General features: G+C 65.7%; 18 protein-coding genes. 6 read left to right on the top strand and 12 right to left on the bottom strand.

All coding sequences use genetic code 11. The features are described 5' to 3' along the window. Window position 1: 1 nt before the first annotated feature. Genes ACSF9G_RS11155 through coaD form a run of 3 tightly spaced genes read right to left on the bottom strand, consistent with a single transcriptional unit; the run spans window position 2 to window position 1,594 of the window. Window positions 2–475 carry a peptidylprolyl isomerase gene (locus ACSF9G_RS11155; protein ID WP_436641501.1) on the bottom strand — a complete coding sequence of 158 codons (474 nt, stop codon included), beginning with the start codon at window positions 473–475 and terminating at the stop codon, window positions 2–4. 31 nt (window positions 476–506) lie between these two features. Further along, window positions 507–1,052: a peptidylprolyl isomerase gene (locus ACSF9G_RS11150; protein ID WP_436641499.1), complete on the bottom strand. Its 546-nt coding sequence runs from the start codon at window positions 1,050–1,052 to the stop codon at window positions 507–509. Between the two features lie 38 nt (window positions 1,053–1,090). Continuing rightward, on the bottom strand, window positions 1,091–1,594 hold the full coding sequence (gene coaD, locus ACSF9G_RS11145; RefSeq protein ID WP_436641497.1) for a pantetheine-phosphate adenylyltransferase: 504 nt from the start codon (window positions 1,592–1,594) through the stop codon (window positions 1,091–1,093). 243 nt (window positions 1,595–1,837) lie between these two features. Here coaD and ACSF9G_RS11140 point away from each other — a divergent pair, with 243 nt between their 5' ends. Next, a complete protein-coding gene (locus tag ACSF9G_RS11140) occupies window positions 1,838–2,170 on the top strand; it encodes a hypothetical protein (RefSeq protein ID WP_436641495.1) in 333 nt (110 codons plus the stop codon). Window positions 2,171–2,348: 178 nt separating this feature from the next. Here the strand turns inward: ACSF9G_RS11140 and gyrA are convergent, their stop codons facing one another. Together gyrA and ACSF9G_RS11130 are read right to left on the bottom strand one after the other, a co-directional pair. Further along, on the bottom strand, window positions 2,349–5,138 hold the full coding sequence (gyrA, locus tag ACSF9G_RS11135; RefSeq protein ID WP_436641493.1) for a DNA gyrase subunit A: 2,790 nt from the start codon (window positions 5,136–5,138) through the stop codon (window positions 2,349–2,351). Between the two features lie 234 nt (window positions 5,139–5,372). Continuing rightward, the gene (locus tag ACSF9G_RS11130; protein WP_436641491.1) at window positions 5,373–5,777 is read right to left on the bottom strand and encodes a GFA family protein; all 405 of its coding nucleotides are present in this window, start codon (window positions 5,775–5,777) and stop codon (window positions 5,373–5,375) included. A 175-nt stretch (window positions 5,778–5,952) separates the two neighbouring features. Between ACSF9G_RS11130 and ACSF9G_RS11125 the strand changes: the two genes are divergently transcribed. Further along, window positions 5,953–6,579 carry a MarC family protein gene (locus ACSF9G_RS11125; protein WP_436641489.1) on the top strand — a complete coding sequence of 209 codons (627 nt, stop codon included), beginning with the start codon at window positions 5,953–5,955 and terminating at the stop codon, window positions 6,577–6,579. A gap of 39 nt (window positions 6,580–6,618) precedes the next feature. Beyond that, window positions 6,619–7,590, top strand: a complete 972-nt coding sequence (locus ACSF9G_RS11120) for a cation diffusion facilitator family transporter (protein ID WP_436641487.1) — start codon at window positions 6,619–6,621, stop codon at window positions 7,588–7,590. Here the strand turns inward: ACSF9G_RS11120 and ACSF9G_RS11115 are convergent. The 4 genes from ACSF9G_RS11115 to ACSF9G_RS11100 all read right to left on the bottom strand — a co-directional run bounded on the left by ACSF9G_RS11115 (window position 7,587) and on the right by ACSF9G_RS11100 (window position 12,976). Next, complete coding sequence (locus ACSF9G_RS11115; RefSeq protein ID WP_436641486.1) at window positions 7,587–7,943, bottom strand: hypothetical protein; 357 nt, start codon at window positions 7,941–7,943, stop codon at window positions 7,587–7,589. The genes ACSF9G_RS11120 and ACSF9G_RS11115 overlap by 4 nt on opposite strands. 100 nt (window positions 7,944–8,043) lie before the next feature. Beyond that, a complete protein-coding gene (locus ACSF9G_RS11110) occupies window positions 8,044–11,280 on the bottom strand; it encodes an efflux RND transporter permease subunit (protein WP_436641484.1) in 3,237 nt (1,078 codons plus the stop codon). Continuing rightward, window positions 11,277–12,305, bottom strand: coding sequence for an efflux RND transporter periplasmic adaptor subunit (locus ACSF9G_RS11105; RefSeq protein ID WP_436641482.1), 1,029 nt, complete (start codon window positions 12,303–12,305; stop codon window positions 11,277–11,279). Before ACSF9G_RS11105 ends, ACSF9G_RS11110 begins: the two co-directional genes overlap by 4 nt. Window positions 12,306–12,493: 188 nt before the next feature. Beyond that, window positions 12,494–12,976: a single-stranded DNA-binding protein gene (locus tag ACSF9G_RS11100; protein ID WP_436641480.1), complete on the bottom strand. Its 483-nt coding sequence runs from the start codon at window positions 12,974–12,976 to the stop codon at window positions 12,494–12,496. Window positions 12,977–13,188: 212 nt separating this feature from the next. Between ACSF9G_RS11100 and ACSF9G_RS11095 the strand changes: the two genes are divergently transcribed. Both ACSF9G_RS11095 and uvrA read left to right on the top strand, forming a co-directional pair. Next, on the top strand, window positions 13,189–13,728 hold the full coding sequence (locus tag ACSF9G_RS11095) for a GNAT family N-acetyltransferase (protein ID WP_436641478.1): 540 nt from the start codon (window positions 13,189–13,191) through the stop codon (window positions 13,726–13,728). A 6-nt stretch (window positions 13,729–13,734) separates the two neighbouring features. Further along, a complete protein-coding gene (gene uvrA / locus ACSF9G_RS11090; protein ID WP_436641476.1) occupies window positions 13,735–16,611 on the top strand; it encodes an excinuclease ABC subunit UvrA in 2,877 nt (958 codons plus the stop codon). A gap of 79 nt (window positions 16,612–16,690) precedes the next feature. On the opposite strand, the gene ACSF9G_RS11085 is transcribed toward uvrA, so the two are convergent. Beyond that, window positions 16,691–16,825 (bottom strand): hypothetical protein, encoded by a 135-nt coding sequence (locus tag ACSF9G_RS11085; RefSeq protein ID WP_436641474.1) that lies wholly within the window; start codon window positions 16,823–16,825, stop codon window positions 16,691–16,693. Between the two features lie 139 nt (window positions 16,826–16,964). Between ACSF9G_RS11085 and trmFO the strand changes: the two genes are divergently transcribed. Then, window positions 16,965–18,371 carry a methylenetetrahydrofolate--tRNA-(uracil(54)-C(5))-methyltransferase (FADH(2)-oxidizing) TrmFO gene (trmFO, locus tag ACSF9G_RS11080; RefSeq protein ID WP_436641472.1) on the top strand — a complete coding sequence of 469 codons (1,407 nt, stop codon included), beginning with the start codon at window positions 16,965–16,967 and terminating at the stop codon, window positions 18,369–18,371. A 5-nt stretch (window positions 18,372–18,376) separates the two neighbouring features. Here trmFO and ACSF9G_RS11075 read toward each other — a convergent pair whose 3' ends face one another. Continuing rightward, window positions 18,377–19,243, bottom strand: a complete 867-nt coding sequence (locus ACSF9G_RS11075) for a phytoene/squalene synthase family protein (protein ID WP_436641470.1) — start codon at window positions 19,241–19,243, stop codon at window positions 18,377–18,379. A gap of 1 nt (window position 19,244) precedes the next feature. Then, a complete protein-coding gene (locus tag ACSF9G_RS11070; protein ID WP_436641468.1) occupies window positions 19,245–19,622 on the bottom strand; it encodes an Mth938-like domain-containing protein in 378 nt (125 codons plus the stop codon). Window positions 19,623–19,635: the final 13 nt, after the last annotated feature.

Raw genomic sequence — 19,635 nt, 5'->3', positions numbered from 1 at the left:
CCTAGCCGAGGTCGGCCGCAACCTTCATCGAGACGATCTTGTCGGGATCCTGCACGGGCTCGCCGCGCTTGATCTGGTCGACATTCTCCATGCCCTCGATCACCTTGCCCCAGACCGTGTACTGACGGTCGAGGAAGGGTGCGTCCTCGAAGCAGATGAAGAACTGGCTGTCGCCGGAATTGGGATCGGCGGCGCGCGCCATCGAGACGGTGCCGCGCTTGTGCGGCTCCTCGTTGAACTCCGCCTTCAGCTTGGTGCCCGAGCCGCCGACGCCGATGCCCTGCGGGCAGCCGGTCTGGGCCATGAAGCCCTCGATGACGCGATGGAAGACGATGCCGTCGTAGAAGCCCTCGCGGACCAGTTCCTTGATGCGGGCGACGTGGCCGGGCGCGAGATCGGGGCGCGTCTCGATGACGACGCGGCCCTTGCTCGTCTCCATGACCAGCGTGTTTTCCGGATCGGCGTATTCGCTCATATCGTACTGTTCCTTTTCTTGGCGTGGGTGATCAGCCGTCGGCTGCAATTCTGGCCTTGATGATCTTGTCGGGGTCCTGAACCATGCCGTTGCGCGCGTCGTCGCCTTTTTTCAGCTTGTCGACATTGTCCATGCCTTCGACGACTTCGCCGAAGACGGTGTACTGGCCGTTCAGGTGCGCCGCCGGCGCGAACATGATGAAGAACTGGCTGTTGGCGCTGTTCGGGTCCGGCGTGCGCGCCATGCCGAGCGTGCCGCGCGCGAACGTTTCGTTAGAGAATTCCGCCTTCAGGTCGGGCTCGTTGGAACCGCCGGTTCCCGTGCCGGTCGGATCGCCGGTCTGGGCCATGAAACCGTCGATGACGCGATGGAAGACGACGCCGTCGTAGAAGCCCTCGCGGACGAGCTTCTTGATGCGCTCCACATGCTTGGGCGCGAGGTCGGGCCGAAGCTTGATGACGACCGGACCGTCTTTCAGTTCCAGGATCAGCGTGTTCTCGGGATCGGCGGACTGCGCCTTCGCTTGGGGTGCGACGGCGAGCGCCAGGGCAAAGAGTGCGGCGAAAAGAATACGCACGGGCAGATCTCCTGCTTGAGAGAGACGAAACGGCCGGGTCACTTCTGCCCGGCGAGACGATCTTTCAGGGCGACGGCTATGGTAGCCGGGACAAAGGGCGAAACGTCGCCCCCCATGTTCGCGATCTGACGGACAAGGCTGGCGGCAATGTGGCGACAGGCCGGAGAGGCCGCCAGAAATACCGTCTCGACGTCCGGGGTCATGATCGCGTTCATGGTGCCCATCTGGATCTCGTAGTCGAAATCGGTGCCGTCGCGCAGCCCGCGGACGATGACGGATGCGCCCGCATCGCGCGCGGCATCGACGGCAAGACCGGAGAAGGTGGTGACGACGAAGTCGCAACCGGCGCCGCGCACGCGGTCGCCGACTTCCGCCTCGATCATCGCGAGACGTTGCTCGACGGTGAAGACTGGCGTCTTGCCGTGATGAACGCCGACGGCGACGACCAGACGATCGACCAGCCGCGCCGCTCGCACGATGACGTCGACGTGGCCGTTGGTGATCGGATCGAAGCTGCCAGTATAGATGCCGGTTCGGGTCATGGCGCGTGGATACCCCGACGACGGCGGCTGCACAAGCGGTGCGCGTTAACCCTGGGACGGCGTGTGAGGGCCATTTCCGGACGCATTACGTAGCGAAAACCCCGAAATTCCGGGCAATGATGTATTTTCAACTATATTTTTACGATGAACGCACGTTGAACGGCCGATTTGGGGTTCTTTCAGACATAAACCGTACGATCCGCTCCAACAATACGAGAAAATCTCGTGCCACAGGGGCGTCGAATGCCGAACTTGAAATCGTATACTCCGTATATTCCGTTTTCCCTCTTGTCATTTACCGCGGCGGTCGTCGCGCTGGTGATCGCCTGGGAACCGGGTGAAGCCGAAGCCAACAAACCAGCCCAGGAATCGCCGGTGCTGCGCAGTTCGATCGTGGAAAACGGCGGCGTCGCCGCCCCCGATTGCCCGGACGCCGTCTGGCCGCATGTCACCAAGGACTGCCTGCTGCATCCCGACCAGGCCACGGCGGACCGCAAGGTGCGGACGATCGAGTTCGACGAGGGCGCGTCAGAGGCCAGGCGCGCCGAACTGCGCCGTATCTCGGTCGGCTTGTGAGGCAGCGCCGGCCGGGCAAGAGAGTGGCAAGATAGACGTCAAGCGGTGACGCGGTCGCCTGCCGGAGTCGTGTCCAGGACGCGTCGTTCCGGCCGGCAATCGATGGCCTTCGGATCGGGACGAACCCGGCGGCGCGCGCTTTCGCCTTCTTGCGGGAACGAGCGGGACCGTAGCCCGCTCACGCCTCTCCGTCCGGCCCTTCTCCGTTCTGGCCATCTTCGCCCTGGCCGCCTTCGCCCTCGTCCTCTTCATCCTCGGCGTCGCCCTCTTCCTCGCTGACGCGCTGAACCGAGACGACGCGTTCGCCTCCGGCTGTCTTGAAGACGATGACGCCCTGGGTGTTGCGGCCGGCGATGCGGATTCCGTCGACGGGGCAGCGAATCAACTGGCCACCGTTGGTCACCAGCATGATCTGGTCGTCGTCCTCGACCGGGAACGACGCAACGAGTGGCCCGTTGCGGTCGTTGACGACCATCGCGACGATGCCCTTGCCGCCGCGCCCGGTGACCCGGTACTCGTACGACGAGGTGCGTTTGCCGTAGCCGTTGTCCGAGAGGGTAAGCACGAACTGCTCGGCCGCGCTCATCTCGGCATACCGTTCCTGGCTGAGCTCGGTTCCGGCTCCGACCTCGTCGGCCTCATCGGACGGCTCGGGCTGATCCACCTCGCCACGCACCAGACGGCTGCGCTTCAGATACTCGCCGCGCTCGGCCGGCGTCGCATCGAAGTTGCGCAGGATCGACATCGAGATGACACGGTTGCCGTCGGCCAGATTGATGCCGCGCACGCCGGTGGAGTCGCGCCCCTTGAAGACGCGCACGTCGGTCGTGCGGAAGCGGATGCACTGACCGTTCGCCGTGGTCAGCAGGACGTCGTCGCTCTCCGAACAGGTGTCGACGCCGACGATGGCATCGCCCTCGTCCAGCTTCATGGCGATCTTGCCGTTGCGGTTGACCTGGACGAAATCCGACAGCTTGTTGCGCCGCGTCGTGCCGCGATTGGTCGCGAACATGACGTCGAGCTCGCCCCAGCTGTCCTCGTCCTCGGGCAGCGGCATGATCGAGGTGATCCATTCCCCTTCGATGAGAGGCAGCAGGTTGACCATCGCCTTGCCGCGCGCCTGGGGCGCCGACAGCGGCAGTCGCCACACCTTCATCTTGTAGACCATGCCGCGCGAGGAGAAGAACAGCACCGGCGTGTGCGTCGAGGCGACGAACAGGCGGGTGACGAAATCCTCCTCCTTCGTCGACATGCCGGAGCGGCCCTTGCCGCCGCGGCGCTGGGCCCGGTATGTCGAGAGCGGCACGCGCTTGATGTAGCCGCCATGACTGACCGTGACGACCATGTCCTCGCGCTGAATGAGGTCCTCGTCCTCGAAATCGCTGACGAAATCCGCGATCTCGGTCCGCCGCGGCGTGCCGAACTCCTCCTTCACGGCGATCAGCTCTTCGCGGATGATCGACTGGATGCGGGCCCGCGAGCGGAGGATATCGAGATAGTCCGCAATCGCCGCGCCGAGCTTGGTCAGCTCTTCGGCGATCTCGTCGCGGCCGAGCGCCGTCAGCCGCTGCAGGCGGAGGTCGAGGATCGCGCGGGCCTGCTCCTCGGACAGGCGATAGGTACCATCCTCCGACAAACGGTGGCGCGGATCGGCGATCAGCGCGATCAACGGCCCCATGTCCTTGGCCGGCCAGTCGCGCGCCATCAACGCCTCGCGCGCCGTTGCCGGGTCCGGCGCGGTCCGGATCAGGTGGATGACCTCGTCGATATTGGCCACCGCGATCGCCAGGCCGACCAGGATGTGGGCCCGATCGCGCGCCTTGCCGAGCAGGAACTTGGTGCGCCGGCCGACGACCTCCTCGCGGAAGGCGATGAAGGCGCGCAGCATGTCGATCAGCGTGAGCTGTTCCGGCTTGCCGCCGTTCAGCGCCACTATGTTGGCGCCGAAGCTCGTCTGCAGCGAAGAGTAGCGGTAGAGCTGGTTGAGGACGACATCGGCCATGGCGTCGCGCTTCAGCTCGATGACGACGCGCAGCCCCTCGCGGTCGGACTCGTCGCGGATGTCGGAGATGCCCTCGACGCGCTTGTCGCGAACGAGTTCGGCGATCTTCTCGATCATCACCGCCTTGTTGACCTGATACGGCACCTCGGTGACGACCAGCGCCTCGCGCTCCTTGCGGATGGTCTCGGTATGGACCTTGCCGCGCATGAGGATGGAGCCGCGCCCGGTCGTATAGGCCGAGCGGATGCCGGCGCGACCGAGGATGATGCCGCCGGTCGGGAAATCCGGACCGGGGACGATCTCCATCAGCCGTTCGATATCGATGGCGGGATCGTCCATGCAGGCGATCGCGGCATCCACCACTTCGCCCAGGTTGTGCGGCGGAATGTTGGTCGCCATGCCGACGGCGATGCCGCCCGCGCCATTGACCAGAAGGTTCGGGAACCGCGCCGGCAGGACGACCGGCTCGCGCTCGGAATTGTCGTAGTTGTCCTGGAAATCGACCGTGTCCTTGTCGATGTCTTCCAGGATCGAATGCGCGACCTTGGCCAGCCGCACCTCGGTGTACCGCATGGCGGCGGCCGGATCGCCGTCGATGGAGCCGAAATTGCCCTGCCCGTCGAGCAGCGGCAGGCGCAGCGAAAAGTCCTGCGCCATGCGCACCAGCGCGTCGTAGATCGATTGGTCACCGTGCGGGTGGTACTTACCGATCACGTCGCCGACGACGCGGGCCGACTTGCGGTAGGCCTTGTTCCAGTCGTAGCCGTTCTCGTGCATCGAGAACAGGATCCGTCGGTGCACGGGCTTGAGGCCGTCGCGCACGTCGGGCAGCGCGCGCGAGACGATCACGCTCATGGCGTAATCGAGATAGCTGCGCCGCATCTCGTCGGTAATCGAGACCGGTTTGATATCAGACGGATCGACCGGGCCGGTATCGCCCGTCGGCGGGGTATTGTTATCGGACAAAGGCTGTCTCGTTCGGCGGGTTCTTGTCGGTTTTTATTTTACCCGATTCCGGGCTTCGGGGGCAAATCCGGATGGATAGGGTCGAGAACAGAAATTGCCCGATAAATCAGGCAATTATCGGGCGGCGGCCCGGCGGTGCGCGACTTCCTTCGACTCGGACGGGCGATATCCCGTCGACGGGGCGTTCGGCGCGGTTTCTCCGACGGCGTGACCTGCCGCTACGAGAACCGGATTTCAGCGCCAGTCCGGTGGAATCGTCTCGTAGGCGACGACGCCGTCCGGGATCACCTCCCACGGCGCCTTCGAGCCGACGAAGATGTGCATCTCGATCTCGATTCCGGGATCCTCATTGAGGCAGCCCAGCGTAATCCCGTGGACGTCGCCGCCGACGACCCCGCACAGGGTCGAGCCGCAAACGCTGCAGAACCGTTTGCCCGCGCCGTTTTCGTCGAGGAAGGTGGTCAGCAGCTCTTCACCCTGGGTCCAGGTGAAGCTTCCCGGCCGCACCTGCGCATAGGACGACGCCTGGGCGCTGAAGGCCTTGCGGCAGCGCGAGCAATGGCACGACCGCGCCGCATACGGCTTGCCATCGATACGGTATTTGACTGCCCCGCAGAAACACTCGCCTGTCAGCGCCATTGTCGGATGTCCTTCGATTGCGATTGTGTCCGACCCGCAAGATGCGAACCTGCCCCGGTTTCGCAAGGCCGATGGCCGAATGCGCGGTGGATGACGGACCGGGGTTCGGTCGGCGGGCTTGAATCGGGCCGCCCCGCCGGTCAGGCTGTCTTGCCCCAAAAGAAGAGACGGTGCCATGACGCCGGAAGCGCTCATCTCCGCCTTCGTGACGCTGTTCGTGATCATCGATCCGATCGGCATCGCCCCGCTCTTCCTCGCCCTCACGGCCGAGCGCAAGGCAGCGGACCGGCGCAAGACGGCCGCGCGCGCCGTCCTGATCGCCGTACTGGTGCTGGTGGCCTTCGCCATCGGCGGCTCGTGGCTGCTGCAGGCGATGGGGATCTCCCTGCCCGCATTCCGGGTCGCCGGCGGCATCCTGCTGTTCTGGATCAGCTTCGAAATGGTTTTCGAGCAGCGCACTCGGCGCAAGGAGACGACGGCGGAACGCTCGGTCGCCGAAGAGCCCCACGACGACATTGCGGCGGTGCCGCTCGCCGTTCCGCTGATGGCCGGTCCCGGCGCGATCACCGCCGTGATCCTTCTGGAGAGCCAGTCCGGCGGCGGATGGATCGAGTTCGCCTGGGTGATCGCGGTCATCGTCTCCGTCCTTGCGGTAACGCTCGCGATCCTCCTCGTCGCGGTGCCGATCGGACACCTGATGGGAAAGACGGTGCGGACGGTGGTGACGCGCCTGCTCGGGGTCATTCTCGCGGCCCTGGCGGTGCAGTTCGTCGCCGACGGCGTGCTAGAGCTTATATTCTGAATTAAGAAACTGAATTATCATCTTGAATTTGAGGAATAAATGTCTTCTGGTGGATCAAACAAGGTCATCTATGCCGCGCTGGCGGGGAACGCGCTGATCGCGATCACCAAGTTCGCGGCAGCTGCCTACACGGGTTCGTCGGCGATGCTGTCGGAAGCGATCCACTCGCTCGTCGACACCGGCAACCAGGGGCTTCTGCTGATCGGCATCAGGCGCTCGAAGCGGCCGGCAGACGAGCATCACCCGTTCGGCTACGGCATGGAGGTCTACTTCTGGGCGTTCGTGGTGGCGATCATGATCTTCGGCGTGGGCGCTGGCGTGTCGCTCTACGAGGGCTACCGGAAGATCCTGGACCCGCACGAAATCACCAATCCGATCGTCAACTACGTGGTGCTCGGTCTGGCCATGGTGTTCGAGGCCGGCGCGTGGTGGGTCGCCTATCGCGAATTTGACAAGACGCGCGGCCGCCGCAACCTGATCGACGCGGTCCGACGCTCCAAGGACCCGACCGTGTTCACCGTGCTGTTCGAGGATTCCGCGGCGATGCTCGGCCTGCTCGTCGCGCTGATCGGCATCTCGGCGGCACAGTTCACCGGGATTCCGGAATTCGACGGCTACGCCTCCGTCGGGATCGGCCTGATCCTGGCGGGAACCGCCGCCATGCTCGCCTACGAGACGAAGGGGCTGATCATCGGCGAGGCGGCGAGCCGGGAACTCATCACCGGCGTCCGCAAGATCGCCATGTCGGCGAACGGCGTGCGCCGCATCAACGAACTCCGGACCATGCACCTGGGGCCGAACGACGTGCTGGTGGCGATAAGCCTCGATTTCTCCGATTCCATGCCCGCGGGCGAGGTTGAACGAACGATCTCGAAGCTCGAGGTCGACATCAAGACGCAGTATTCCGACGTGCGCCGGGTCTTTGCCGAGATCCAGTCGGCGGCCGGCCACGCGGCAAGCATCGCCGCCGAACAGGAACACATCCGCGAGAGCAAGGGGAATGATGCCTAGTCGGCGGTCAGGTCGACCGTCCCTTCGGCGCCACCGTAGCCGTGCACGGAATCGTGCGCGCGGACGGTGACGGCGGTGATGTCATCGGGGATCGACACGCCGGTGAGCGAGCGTGTGAACGGCTGCTCGTCGTCGTGCGGGTGCAAGAGGGTGCGGGTACCCAGAACGCTGCCGTCCGGCGCGACCACATCCCAGCCGTCGGCATAGTGGTCCCAGCCGGCGTCGGCGTGGCGCACGGCGACGTCGAACCGCCAGGCACCGTCCGTCTGGCGCGTCGCCTGGACGGACTCCACATCGGCCTCGCCGGCCGACGCCGTCGGCGCGGCCGCGAACGCGCCGACGAAGGTTGCCATCACAAATGTGGCGATCCGCATCGCCTCAGTGGAGCGGATCGGACCGCCGACGGCCAGTCACAACTGCGTCAGCGGTCCGGCAGGTTACTGGCCGGCGACCTCAGCGGGCCGACGGCTCCAGTGGCCGCTTGTCGTCGCGCAGGGCGATGTAGATCGCCGGGATCACCAGCACCGTCAGCAGCGTCGACGATGCCAGGCCGAACAACAGCGAGATCGCGAGACCCTGGAAGATCGGATCGAACAGGATCACCGCCGCGCCTATCATGGCGGCGAGCGCCGTCAGAAGGATCGGCTTGAAGCGGATCGCGCCCGCGTCGAGCAGCGTGCGTCTGAGCGGCTTGTCCGGACTGCGCTCGTGGCGGATGAAGTCGACCAGCAGGATCGAGTTGCGCACGATGATGCCGGCCAGCGCGATGAAACCGATCATCGAAGTCGCCGTGAACGACGCGTCGAACAGCCAGTGGCCGATCACGATGCCGATCAGGGTGAGCGGGATCGGCGTCAGGATGACGAGCGGCAGCAGGAACGAGCCGAATTGGGCGACGACCAGGAAATAGATGCCGAGGATCGCGACCGCGAAGGCGGCGCCCATGTCGCGGAACGTGACATAGGTTACTTCCCACTCCCCGTCCCACAGCAGCGAGGCGACGCTCTCGTCGTCCGGCTGTCCGTGCAACAGCATCTGCGGCTTGGGCAGATCGCCCCAGTCGTGGGCCTCGATCGCGTCGGAGACGGCGATCATGCCGTAGATCGGAGCCTCGTACTCGCCGGCGAGCTCGGCCTGTATCATTTCGGCCGGACGGCCGTCGCGGCGGAAGACCGGATAGGACGCGGTTTCCTCGCTGAGCGTCACCACGTCGCCCAGTTCGACCACGCCGCGGTTGCCCGGCAGGGCGTTGGCGGGAACCGGCGTCGACAGCGTGCGCTGGGAGACGGCCAGATCCTCCTTTGGCAGCCGCACCGCGATCTCGATCGGGTGGCGTCCGTTGCCTCGGTGCGAGTAGCCGACCGGAACGCCGGTCAGATAGGAGCGGATGGCGTCGTAGACGTCGCTCTGGGAGACGCCGTGATATTCGAGGTTGTTCTGGTCGATGCGGATGTGCAGACGCGTCGCCGGCGTGCCGAAGCTGTCGTCGACATCGACGATGTAGGGCACGTCCTCGAAGATCTTGCGCACCTCGGTGGCGACCGCGCGCCGGGTCTCTTCGTCGGGACCGTAGATCTCGGCGAGCAGCGTCGCCAGCACCGGCGGACCGGGCGGAACCTCGACGACCTTGATCACGGTCCCCTCGGGCACCTCCAGATCGGCAAGGCGCTGGCGCACCTCGAGCGCGATATCATGGCTGGTGCGGTCGCGCTCGGCCTTCGGCGTCAGGTTGACCTGGAGGTCGCCGTTCTCCGGCAGACTGCGCAGATAGTAGTGGCGCACCAGACCGTTGAAGTTGAACGGCGCCGATGTGCCCACATAGGATTGGATCGAGGCGAGCTCCGGCAGGTCGGCCAGCTTTTCCGCGGCCCTGGTCAGCACGCGGTCGGTGTCCTCGAGCGTCGCGCCCTCGGGCAGGTCCACGACCACCTGCAGCTCCGACTTGTTGTCGAACGGCAGCAGCTTCACCGTGACGGTCTTGTCGAAGAACATGTACATCGCACCCATCGTGGCGACGCCGACGACGAGCAGGAAGGTCCAGACGCGGAACTTGGTCTTCAACAGCGGCCTGGCGACCGAGACATAGGCCCGGCCGAGAACGCCGCCGTGGGCGGATTCGTGCTCGGCGACCTGCCCGCCCCCGCCGTGGCCGCCGTGTTCCTTGCCGATCTTCATCATCAGCCAGGGCGTGACGATGACGGCGACGAAGAACGAGAAGATCATCGCCGCGGACGCGTTCGCCGGGATCGGGCTCATGTACGGCCCCATCAAGCCCGACACGAACAGCATCGGCAGAAGGGCCGCGACGACCGTCAGGGTCGCGACGATGGTCGGGTTACCGACCTCCGCGACGGCGTCGATCGCCGCCTCGCGGCGGCTTCGCCCGTCCTTCATTGCCCAGTGCCGGGCTATGTTCTCGATCACGACGATGGCGTCGTCGACGAGAATGCCGATCGAGAAGATCAGCGCGAACAGGCTGACGCGGTTGATCGTGTAGCCCATGAAATAAGAGGCAAAGAGGGTCAGCAGGATCGTCGTCGGAATGACGATCAGGACGACGACGCCCTCGCGCCAGCCGATGGCGAAGGCGACCAATATGACGATGGAGACGGTCGCCAGTGCCAGGTGGAACAGGAGCTCATTCGCCTTTTCGTTGGCGGTCTCGCCATAGTCGCGGGTGATCAGGACATCGAGATCTTCCGGCACCAGCCGGTCGCGCATCAGTTCCAGGCGCTCGACCAGCCGCTCGCCGATCACCACGGCATTGGCCCCGGCGCGCTTGGAGATGGCGATGGAGACGGCGGGAACGGGTGTCATCGCCCCGTCCTCGTCGCGGCTCATGTGCCAGACGCGTTGTTCCTCGGGGGCGGCATCGACCACTACATCGGCGACGTCGCCGACATAGACCTTGCGGCCGTCCCGCGCGGTCATCTCCAGGAGCCCGATATCCGGCACGCCCTGCAGAGTCTGGCCGGCGACGACCGGCAGGCTTCGGTCGGTGTCGCGAACGGTGCCGGCGAGGAACGACCGGTTCGCCTCGGTCACCTTGCCGATCAGCTGCTCCAGCGTGATGCCGTAGAGCGCCATGCGCTCCGGATCCGGCTCGATGCGGATCTGGTCGTCGCGGCCACCGACGATATAGGTCAGGCCGACATCCTCGACCTTGGCGAGTTCGACCAGCAGGTCGCGGGCGATGTAATAAAGTCCGTTGTCGGTCCAGCGGTCGGCAGCGCTCGCCTTGGGCGCCAGGGTGACGACCACGATGGCCACGTCGTCGATGCCCCGACCGACGATCAGCGGCTCGGGAATGCCGATGGGGATGCGGTCCATATTGGCGCGCACCTTCTCGTGCACGCGCAGGATGGCGTCATCGGGATCGGTACCGACAAAGAAGCGGGCGGTGACGGTGACGCGATCGTCCTGGGTCTGGGAATAGACGTGCTCGACGCCGTTGATGCCCTTGACGATGGTCTCGAGCGGCTCGGTGACGAGCTTGACCGCATCATCGGCGTGCAGCCCGTCGGCGGAGACGTGGATATCGACCAGCGGCACGCTGATCTGCGGTTCTTCCTCACGCGGCAGCGAGACCAGCGCGACCAGGCCGAGCGCCAGCGCGGAGATCAGCAGCAGCGGCGTCAGCGGCGACGAAATGAAGGCCCGCGTCAGCGAGCCGGAGATGCCGGGCTTCATGGGCGCACCAGACGATCGCCGGCCTTAAGCCCGCCGAGCACCTCGACCATCGGCTCGCCATCGGCGATTTTCTGCCCCAGCTGCACCACCACGTCGAGCGGCGTCCCATCGGGCACCGTGACCCGGACGTAATCGAGGCCGTATCGCTTGAAGACAAAGCTCTGGGGGATGACATAGGTGTCGCGCTCGCCCGCCGCGATCCGCACCAGGGCGCGCTCGCCGACGAAATAGCCACCGAGACCCGAGACTTCGGCATCCGCGACGACGCTGCCGGCTTCCAGGCGCGGATAGACCGTGACGATCTTGCCCTTGTCCACGGCGCCGCCGGCCTCGCCCATTCCGCGCTTGCCGATCAGGATCTCGTCGCCGAGCTCGATATGGCGGGCGTGGCGCTCCGGCACCTTGAGGCGGAGGATGTAGCGGTCCGACGCGATTTCGGCGATGGCTTCGCCGGGGAGAACGACGGTACCGATGGTCACGGGGACGGCCAGGACCCGGCCGGCCCCGGGCGCTTCGACCGCCCCTTCGGCGATCTGCTGCTCGGCGACCAGCTTTTCGGCCTGCGCGGTCTGCAGGTGGTTGCGGGCGACATCGGCGGCGGTCTGCAACTGGTCGAGCCGCGCCTGGGCGACGATACCGCGCTCCTTCAGCTCCGTGCCGCGCTTGAGCTCTGTCTCGGCGTTGGAGAGCGCCGCCTGCAGGCCGCGAATGCTGGCCTCAAGCCCCTGGATACGGATCGCAAGCTTGTCGTCGACGATGGTCGCGATCTTCTGGCCTGCCGTGACCGCGTCGCCCTCGCCCACCGTCAGCTCGGTGACGGTTCCGCCGATGCGGGCGCGAGCCGGCACGACGTCGGCGCTCTGGACCGTCGCGAAGACGGCCTTGAAATCCTCGACCGTTCGCGGCTCGACGACAAATTCGCTTTCGGCGGCGCGCAGCAGCGACGGCGGCATGGCCAGGGCGCCGGCCACGACCGAAGCCAGCAGGAAAGTCGAAACTGTGATGGGCTTGCAGCGTAACGTCATGACCATTTCTCCCCGGTCCGCGTCGCAGATATACCTATATATTCAGAAATTGGAATATGAAAAGTGGTAATCGGCGGCGCGCTCCTCAAGGGGCAGACGCGGAAAGATTAACGCAAAAATGCCGCCGGAGTGAACGGATCCGGCGGCATTCGCGCTGCAAGTCTGGGACTTTTCCGGGAATTCCGGACCTAGAACGGAATTTCGTCGTCCATGTCGCTGGACGGGCCACGGCCGCCGCCGCCCTGCATCGGGCCGCTGGAGCCGAAATCGCCACCGCCTCCCGACGATTCGTAGTCCGATCCGCCGCCACCGCCGCCGCTACGGGTGTCGAGCATCGTCAGGGCCGAATTGAAGCCCTGGAGGACGACTTCGGTCGAATAGCGGTCCTGACCCGACTGGTCCTGCCACTTCCGGGTCTGCAACTGGCCTTCGATATAGACCTTCGAGCCCTTGCGCAGATACTGCTCGGCAATCTTGCAGAGACCTTCGTTGAAGATCACCACGCGATGCCATTCGGTGCGCTCCCGGCGCTCGCCACTGTTGCGGTCCCGCCATGTCTCCGTCGTAGCGACGCGCAGATTGGCGATCGGACGGCCGTCCTGGGTGCGGCGGATTTCCGGATCGGCGCCGAGATTGCCGACGAGGATGACTTTGTTGACGCTTCCCGACATCACCTGACCTTTCGTTTCCAGTTTTCGCCGCAGACACTATCCGCCCGGCCCCGGTCCGTCGCCCCATGCAGCGGTTTTCCACAGGAGCTGCGACGGTCGGGCAGGTTCAACGCCACGTCGCGTTGGGTATATCCTGTTGGACGGAACAGTATGTTCCTATATTGTTCTCTTTTGGAAAGCAATCCCGCGATTCTCCGGGTTCAAGGCTACCGATGACCGAAATCCGCACCGAAAGACTGGTATTGCGTCCCTATCGCGCCGACGAAGCCGATCTGCTCGGCCTTCTGCTGCGTGACCGGCGGGTTGTGTTCTGGCAGAACGAGCGCGTCACCGAGCGCGATGTCGCGGACGTCCTGAAGCGAAGCCGCGCGCTGAGCCCGCAGGGGCTCGGCTGGTTCGCCGCCTTCAGGGCCGACGACAGGCGGTTCGTCGGCAACGCCATCCTCCAGCCGCTCGCCGGGACCGACGAGATCGAGATCGGCTATCATCTCGTTCCCGAGGTCTGGGGCAAGGGCTATGCGAGCGAGGCGGCCGCCGCCGTTCTCGACTACGGGTTCCAGGCGCTGAGGCTGCCGCGCATCGTCGCGGTCGTGCTGCCGGAGAACGCGCGCTCCCGGAGGGTTCTTGAACGGCTCCGCCTGCCCTATATTGACGATCGGATCCACGCCGATCACCTCCATCGCTACTACGCCTTGTCGCGCGCCGATTATCTGGCCGCTCACGAAAATGTCGCCGAACAGTCGGAGACCTGAGGCACCATGCAGAAGAACATCTCCGTTTCCGGCGCGCGCGAGCACAATCTGAAGAACGTTTCCGTCGACATCCCGCGCGACGAACTGGTGGTGATCACCGGCCTGTCGGGCTCGGGCAAGTCGTCGCTCGCCTTCGACACGATCTATGCCGAGGGCCAGCGCCGCTACGTCGAGAGCCTGTCGGCCTATGCCCGCCAGTTCCTCGAGATGATGCAGAAGCCCGATGTCGACCACATCGAGGGCCTGTCGCCGGCGATCTCGATCGAGCAGAAGACGACCTCGCGCAACCCGCGCTCGACGGTCGGCACCGTCACCGAGATCTACGACTACCTGCGCCTCCTGTACGCCCGCGTCGGCATTCCCTATTCGCCGGCGACGGGCCTGCCGATCGAGAGCCAGACGGTCAGCCAGATGGTCGACCGTGTGCTGGCGCTGCCGGAGGGCACCCGGCTCTACCTGCTGGCGCCCATCGTGCGCGGCCGCAAGGGCGAGTACCGCAAGGAACTCGCCGAATTGATGAAGCGCGGCTTCCAGCGGGTGAAGATCGACGGCGCCTTCCACGAGATCGCCGAAGCCCCGGCCCTCGACAAGAAGTTCAAGCACGACATCGACGTGGTCGTGGACCGCATCGTGGTGCGCGAGGACATGGCCTCGCGGCTGGCGGATTCGTTCGAGACCGCGTTGCAGCTCGCCGAAGGGCTGGCGGTCGCGGAGTTCGCCGACGAGACGGACGACAAGGGCGAAGCCAGGCGCCTGATCTTCTCCGAGAAGTTCGCCTGCCCGGTGTCCGGGTTCACCATCGCCGAGATCGAACCGCGGCTGTTCTCGTTCAACAGCCCGCATGGCGCCTGCCCGGTCTGCGACGGCCTCGGCTCGGAGATGCGGGTCGATCCCGACATGGTGATCCCAGATCCGTCGCTGACCCTGAAGGCCGGAGCCGTCGGGCCCTGGGCGCGGTCGTCCTCGCCCTACTACCTGCAGACGCTGGAGGCGCTCGGCCGGCACTACAAGTTCAAGATGACCGTGCCGTGGGAGAAGCTTCCCAAGACGGCGCAGGAGGCGATCCTGTACGGGTCGGGCGACGAGGAAATCAAGTTCACCTACGACGACGGCCTGCGCGCCTACGACACCAAGAAGACCTTCGAGGGCGTGATCCCCAATCTCGAGCGGCGCTGGCGGGAAACGGAATCCTCGTGGTCGCGCGAGGAAATCGAGAAATTCATGGGCCAGACGCCCTGTTCGACCTGCAACGGCAACCGGCTGAAGCCGGAGGCGCTGGCGGTGAAGATCGCCGGCCTGCACATCGGCGACGTCGTCGCCATGTCGATCCGCAAGGCGAATGGCTGGTTCGAGGCGCTGCCGGAGCACCTGAGCGAGAAGCAGAACGAGATCGCCACGCGCATCCTCAAGGAGATCCGCGAGCGCCTCGCCTTCCTCAACGATGTCGGCCTCGACTATCTGACGCTGTCCCGCTCCTCGGGAACGCTGTCGGGCGGCGAGAGCCAGCGCATCCGCCTCGCCTCGCAGATCGGCTCGGGCCTGACCGGCGTGCTCTATGTGCTCGACGAGCCGTCGATCGGCCTGCACCAGCGCGACAACGAGCGTCTGCTCGGCACGCTGCGCCACCTGCGCGACCTCGGCAACACGGTGATCGTCGTCGAGCACGACGAGGACGCGATCCGTTCGGCCGACTACGTCATCGACGTCGGTCCCGGCGCCGGCGTGCATGGCGGCGAGATCGTCGCGAAGGGCACGCCGGAGGAGATCATGGCCAATCCGGCGAGCCTGACGGGCAAGTACCTGACCGGCTTCGAGCAAATCGAGGTTCCCGCCGAGCGTCGGGAGATCTCCGGGCACCGCCGCATCCGGGTCGTCGGCGCGCGCGAGAACAACCTGAAGAACGTCACCGCCGAGATCCCGCTCGGCACCTTCACCTGCGTCACCGGCGTCTCGGGTGGCGGCAAGTCGTCGCTCCTGATCGACACGCTCTACAAGGCGATCGCCCGGCGGCTGAACAACGCGCGCGAGCATCCCGGCGCGCACGACCGCATCGACGGCCTGGAGCATATCGACAAGATCATCGAGATCGACCAGTCGCCGATCGGCCGCACGCCGCGCTCGAACCCGGCGACCTATACCGGCGCGTTCACGCCGATCCGCGAGTGGTTCGCCGGCCTGCCGGAAGCCAAGGCGCGCGGCTACGCGCCGGGCCGCTTCTCGTTCAACGTCAAGGGCGGGCGCTGCGAGGCCTGCCAGGGCGACGGCCTCATCAAGATCGAGATGCACTTCCTGCCCGACGTCTACGTGACCTGCGACGTCTGCAAGGGCCGGCGCTACAACCGCGAGACCCTGGAGGTGCTGTTCAAGGGCAAGTCGATCGCCGACGTGCTCGACATGACCGTCGACGAGGCGCGCGACCTGTTCGACGCGGTGCCGTCGATCCGCGAGAAGTTCGAGACGTTGCAGAAGGTCGGCCTCGGCTACATCCATGTCGGCCAGCAGGCGACCACGCTGTCGGGCGGCGAGGCGCAGCGCATCAAGCTCGCCAAGGAACTGTCGCGGCGCGCGACGGGGCGCACGCTCTACATCCTCGACGAGCCGACCACCGGCCTGCACTTCCACGACGTGAAGAAGCTTCTGGAGGTGCTGCACTCGCTCGTCGACCAGGGCAACACGGTGGCGGTGATCGAGCACAACCTGGAGGTCATCAAGACCGCCGACTGGATCATCGACATCGGCCCGGAAGGCGGCGACGGCGGCGGCGAGATCGTCGCGCACGGCACGCCCGAGGACATCGCAGCGGAAAAGAGAAGCTACACCGGCCAGTTCCTGGTGGAACTGTTCGCGCGCCGGCCGAACAAGCGGACCGAGGCGGCGGAGTAGCGCGGAACGCGCGGCCGTTTTTTCGTGGCTGAGGCGCGCTACCCGCCATCGACGGTCTATGTTTGTGCCGTGTTACCGGTCACAGAACGACATAGGCGACGATCGCCAGGCCGAGCGCGCCGGCAAGCAGCACGGCGAGCAGGACGATCCTGTCGACCTGTTCGGTATGACCAGTCCACTTTTCCGCATTGTAGGCGACGTTCGTGAGCTTCATGGCTCCCTGCCTCCTGACAGGCTGTTACCCCAGCCCCGGCAGACCCTCGTCCCTGTTACAGTATATTGGGCGACGTCCCCGCCATTGAAAGGGGAACGTGCCCTTTGCCTTTGGCGCGCGCGCGGACTAAGTAGCGGCCATGTCGGACACATCCCTCTCCCCCATCCATGTCGTCGGCGCGGGCCTCGCCGGATCTGAAGCCGCCTGGCAGATCGCCGAGGCCGGCGTGCCGGTCGTTCTGCACGAGATGCGGCCGGTGCGCATGACCGAGGCCCATCTCGGCCAGGGCTGCGCCGAGCTCGTCTGCTCCAACTCGTTCCGCTCCGACGACGCCGAAACCAATGCGGTCGGCCTCCTGCACGCGGAGATGCGGCGCTGCGGCTCGATCATCATGCGGTGCGGCGACGCCCATCAGGTGCCCGCCGGCGGCGCGCTCGCGGTCGACCGCGTCGGCTTTTCCGACGCGGTGACGGCGACGCTCGAGGCCCATCCGCTGATCGAGATCCGCCGCGAGGAGATCGCCGGCCTGCCGCCGCAGGACTGGGACAGCGTGGTGGTGGCCACCGGCCCCCTCACCTCGCCCGCCCTGTCGGAGGCGATAGGCGCGGCGACGGACGAGGATTCGCTCGCCTTTTTCGACGCGATCGCGCCGATCGTGCACAAGGACTCTATCGATTTCTCCAAGGCCTGGTACCAGTCGCGCTACGACAAGGCCGGCCCCGGCGGAACGGGGGCCGACTACATCAACTGCCCGCTCGACAAGGACCAGTACGAGGCGTTCATCGACGCGCTTCTGTCCGGCGAGAAGACCGAATTCCGCGACTGGGAAAAGAATACGCCCTATTTCGACGGCTGCCTGCCTATCGAGGTGATGGCCGAGCGCGGCCGCGAGACGCTGCGGCACGGTCCGATGAAGCCGGTGGGCCTAACCAATCCGCACGATCCCGAGGTGAAGTCCCATGCCATCGTGCAGCTGCGCCAGGACAATGCGCTCGGCACCCTCTACAACATGGTCGGCTTCCAGACGAAGCTAAAATACGGGGCGCAAGCCGAGATCTTCCGCACGATCCCGGGTCTGGAGAACGCCGAATTCGCGCGGCTGGGCGGGCTTCACCGTAACACCTTCCTGAACAGCCCGAAGTTGCTCGACGACACGCTGCGCCTGAGGGCCATGCCACGGCTGCGCTTCGCCGGCCAGATCACCGGTGTCGAGGGATACGTGGAATCATCCGCCATCGGCCTGCTCGCCGGACGGTTCGCGGCCGCCGAACGGCGCGGGCTGACGATCGTCCAGCCGCCGCAGACGACGGCTCTCGGTGCCCTGATCGCCCACATCACCGGCGGCCACCTGTCCGAGGACGGGGCTCAGCGCAGTTTCCAGCCGATGAACGTCAATTTCGGGCTGTTTCCGCCGATCGACGTGCCGAAGGTGCCCGGCAAACGCCTGCGCGGCAAGGAAAAGACGCTTGCGCGCAAACGGGCGATGTCGGCGCGCGCGCTCGCGGACATCAATGCTTGGATCGGGTTGCGGGACGCGGCCGAGTAGTCCGCTCAGCAGACCTTGGTCGCCTTGCGCGCCGCGTTCCAGAGGATCCACTGGCGGCGCCATTGCGGCACGACGCACTTGTCCTCGAACGGCTTGTAGTCCGGCCGGTCCATGCGTTCCAGGTAGGGCCTGACCAGCGCAATCGGCAATATCGCGGGGACGGCCTGGCGGCATATCTCCCCGATGCAGTATCCGGCCTGGTCGAGATGCTGCCAGGCAAGGCGACGCAGTTCGGCGCGCACGGCCTGCAGTTCGGGGGATGCGGTGCCGGAAAAGATATCCTCGCGTCGGGCACCGTGGCGGCTCATCACGTCTTCGGGAAGGAAGATCTGTCCGCGCGATGCGTGGAAAGGCATCGCCCGCAACAGCCCGGTGATCGCGTAGGCGATGCCGCCGTGATCCACCATCGTGGCCGTCCAGTTGCAGCCGCGCGCGCCAAGGACGTCCGTCGCCAGGGCCATCGGTTGCGACGAGGTGGCCCGGCAATAGGCCTCGAAATCGGCGACCGACGGCATCGGGTCGTCATACAGATCGAAGGTCCGTGCCTCGATCAGGTCGAGCAGTGGCTGGCGGGACAGATCGCATGTCTCGACCGTCTCCATCAGGGCGGCGGCGACCGGATGCCGGCCCACCTCGCCGTGACCGCAACCGGCGAGCGCGTCGCGCCACCACTGCAGGCGCATCTCGCCAGGCAGGGCGTCGCTCACGACATCGCGGATGCGGGCGACCTCGAGATTGAAGGCAAAGAGGGCGAAGAGATGCCTGCGCTCAGCCTCGGGCGCGAACAGACTGGCGAGGAAGCGGTCCTTGTCGCCGCGGCGAACCAGGTCCTCGCAGTACCGGTAGCTGGCCAATGTCGCCGCGCCACCCATGTCAATCCACCGCGATCAGCGCGGCCCCCACGGAACGGCCCTCGGCCAGCAGGACGTTGTAGGTTCTGACGGCTGCGCCGGTATCCATGACATCGAGCCCGATACGGTGCTCCGAACAAGCCAAGCGCAGATCGGCGGCCGGCTGCTGGAGCCGGCGGCCTGTTCCGATCAGCAGCAGCTCCGGCGGTTCGGCCTCGCGGAACACGCGCTTCAGGCTTGCCGCGTCGAGACGCGCCGGATCGGGCGCCTCCCAGGCGTAGATACCGCTGTGCAAAATCAGGATCGATCCGCGATGCGACATGTTCGCGAAGCGGAATCCACCATGCCCGTAGGCTTCTATCGGAGCCCGTCGCGGGAAGTGCGCGTCGCGCATCTGCATTTCGTCGAACGGC

Origin of the sequence: Microbaculum mangrovi, from assembly GCF_051390635.1 — a bacterium.
Classification (GTDB): Bacteria; Pseudomonadota; Alphaproteobacteria; order Rhizobiales; family Tepidamorphaceae; genus Microbaculum.
The sequence above is the reverse complement of the archived record's forward strand: the minus strand, read 5'-3'. Positions and strand labels throughout refer to the sequence as shown.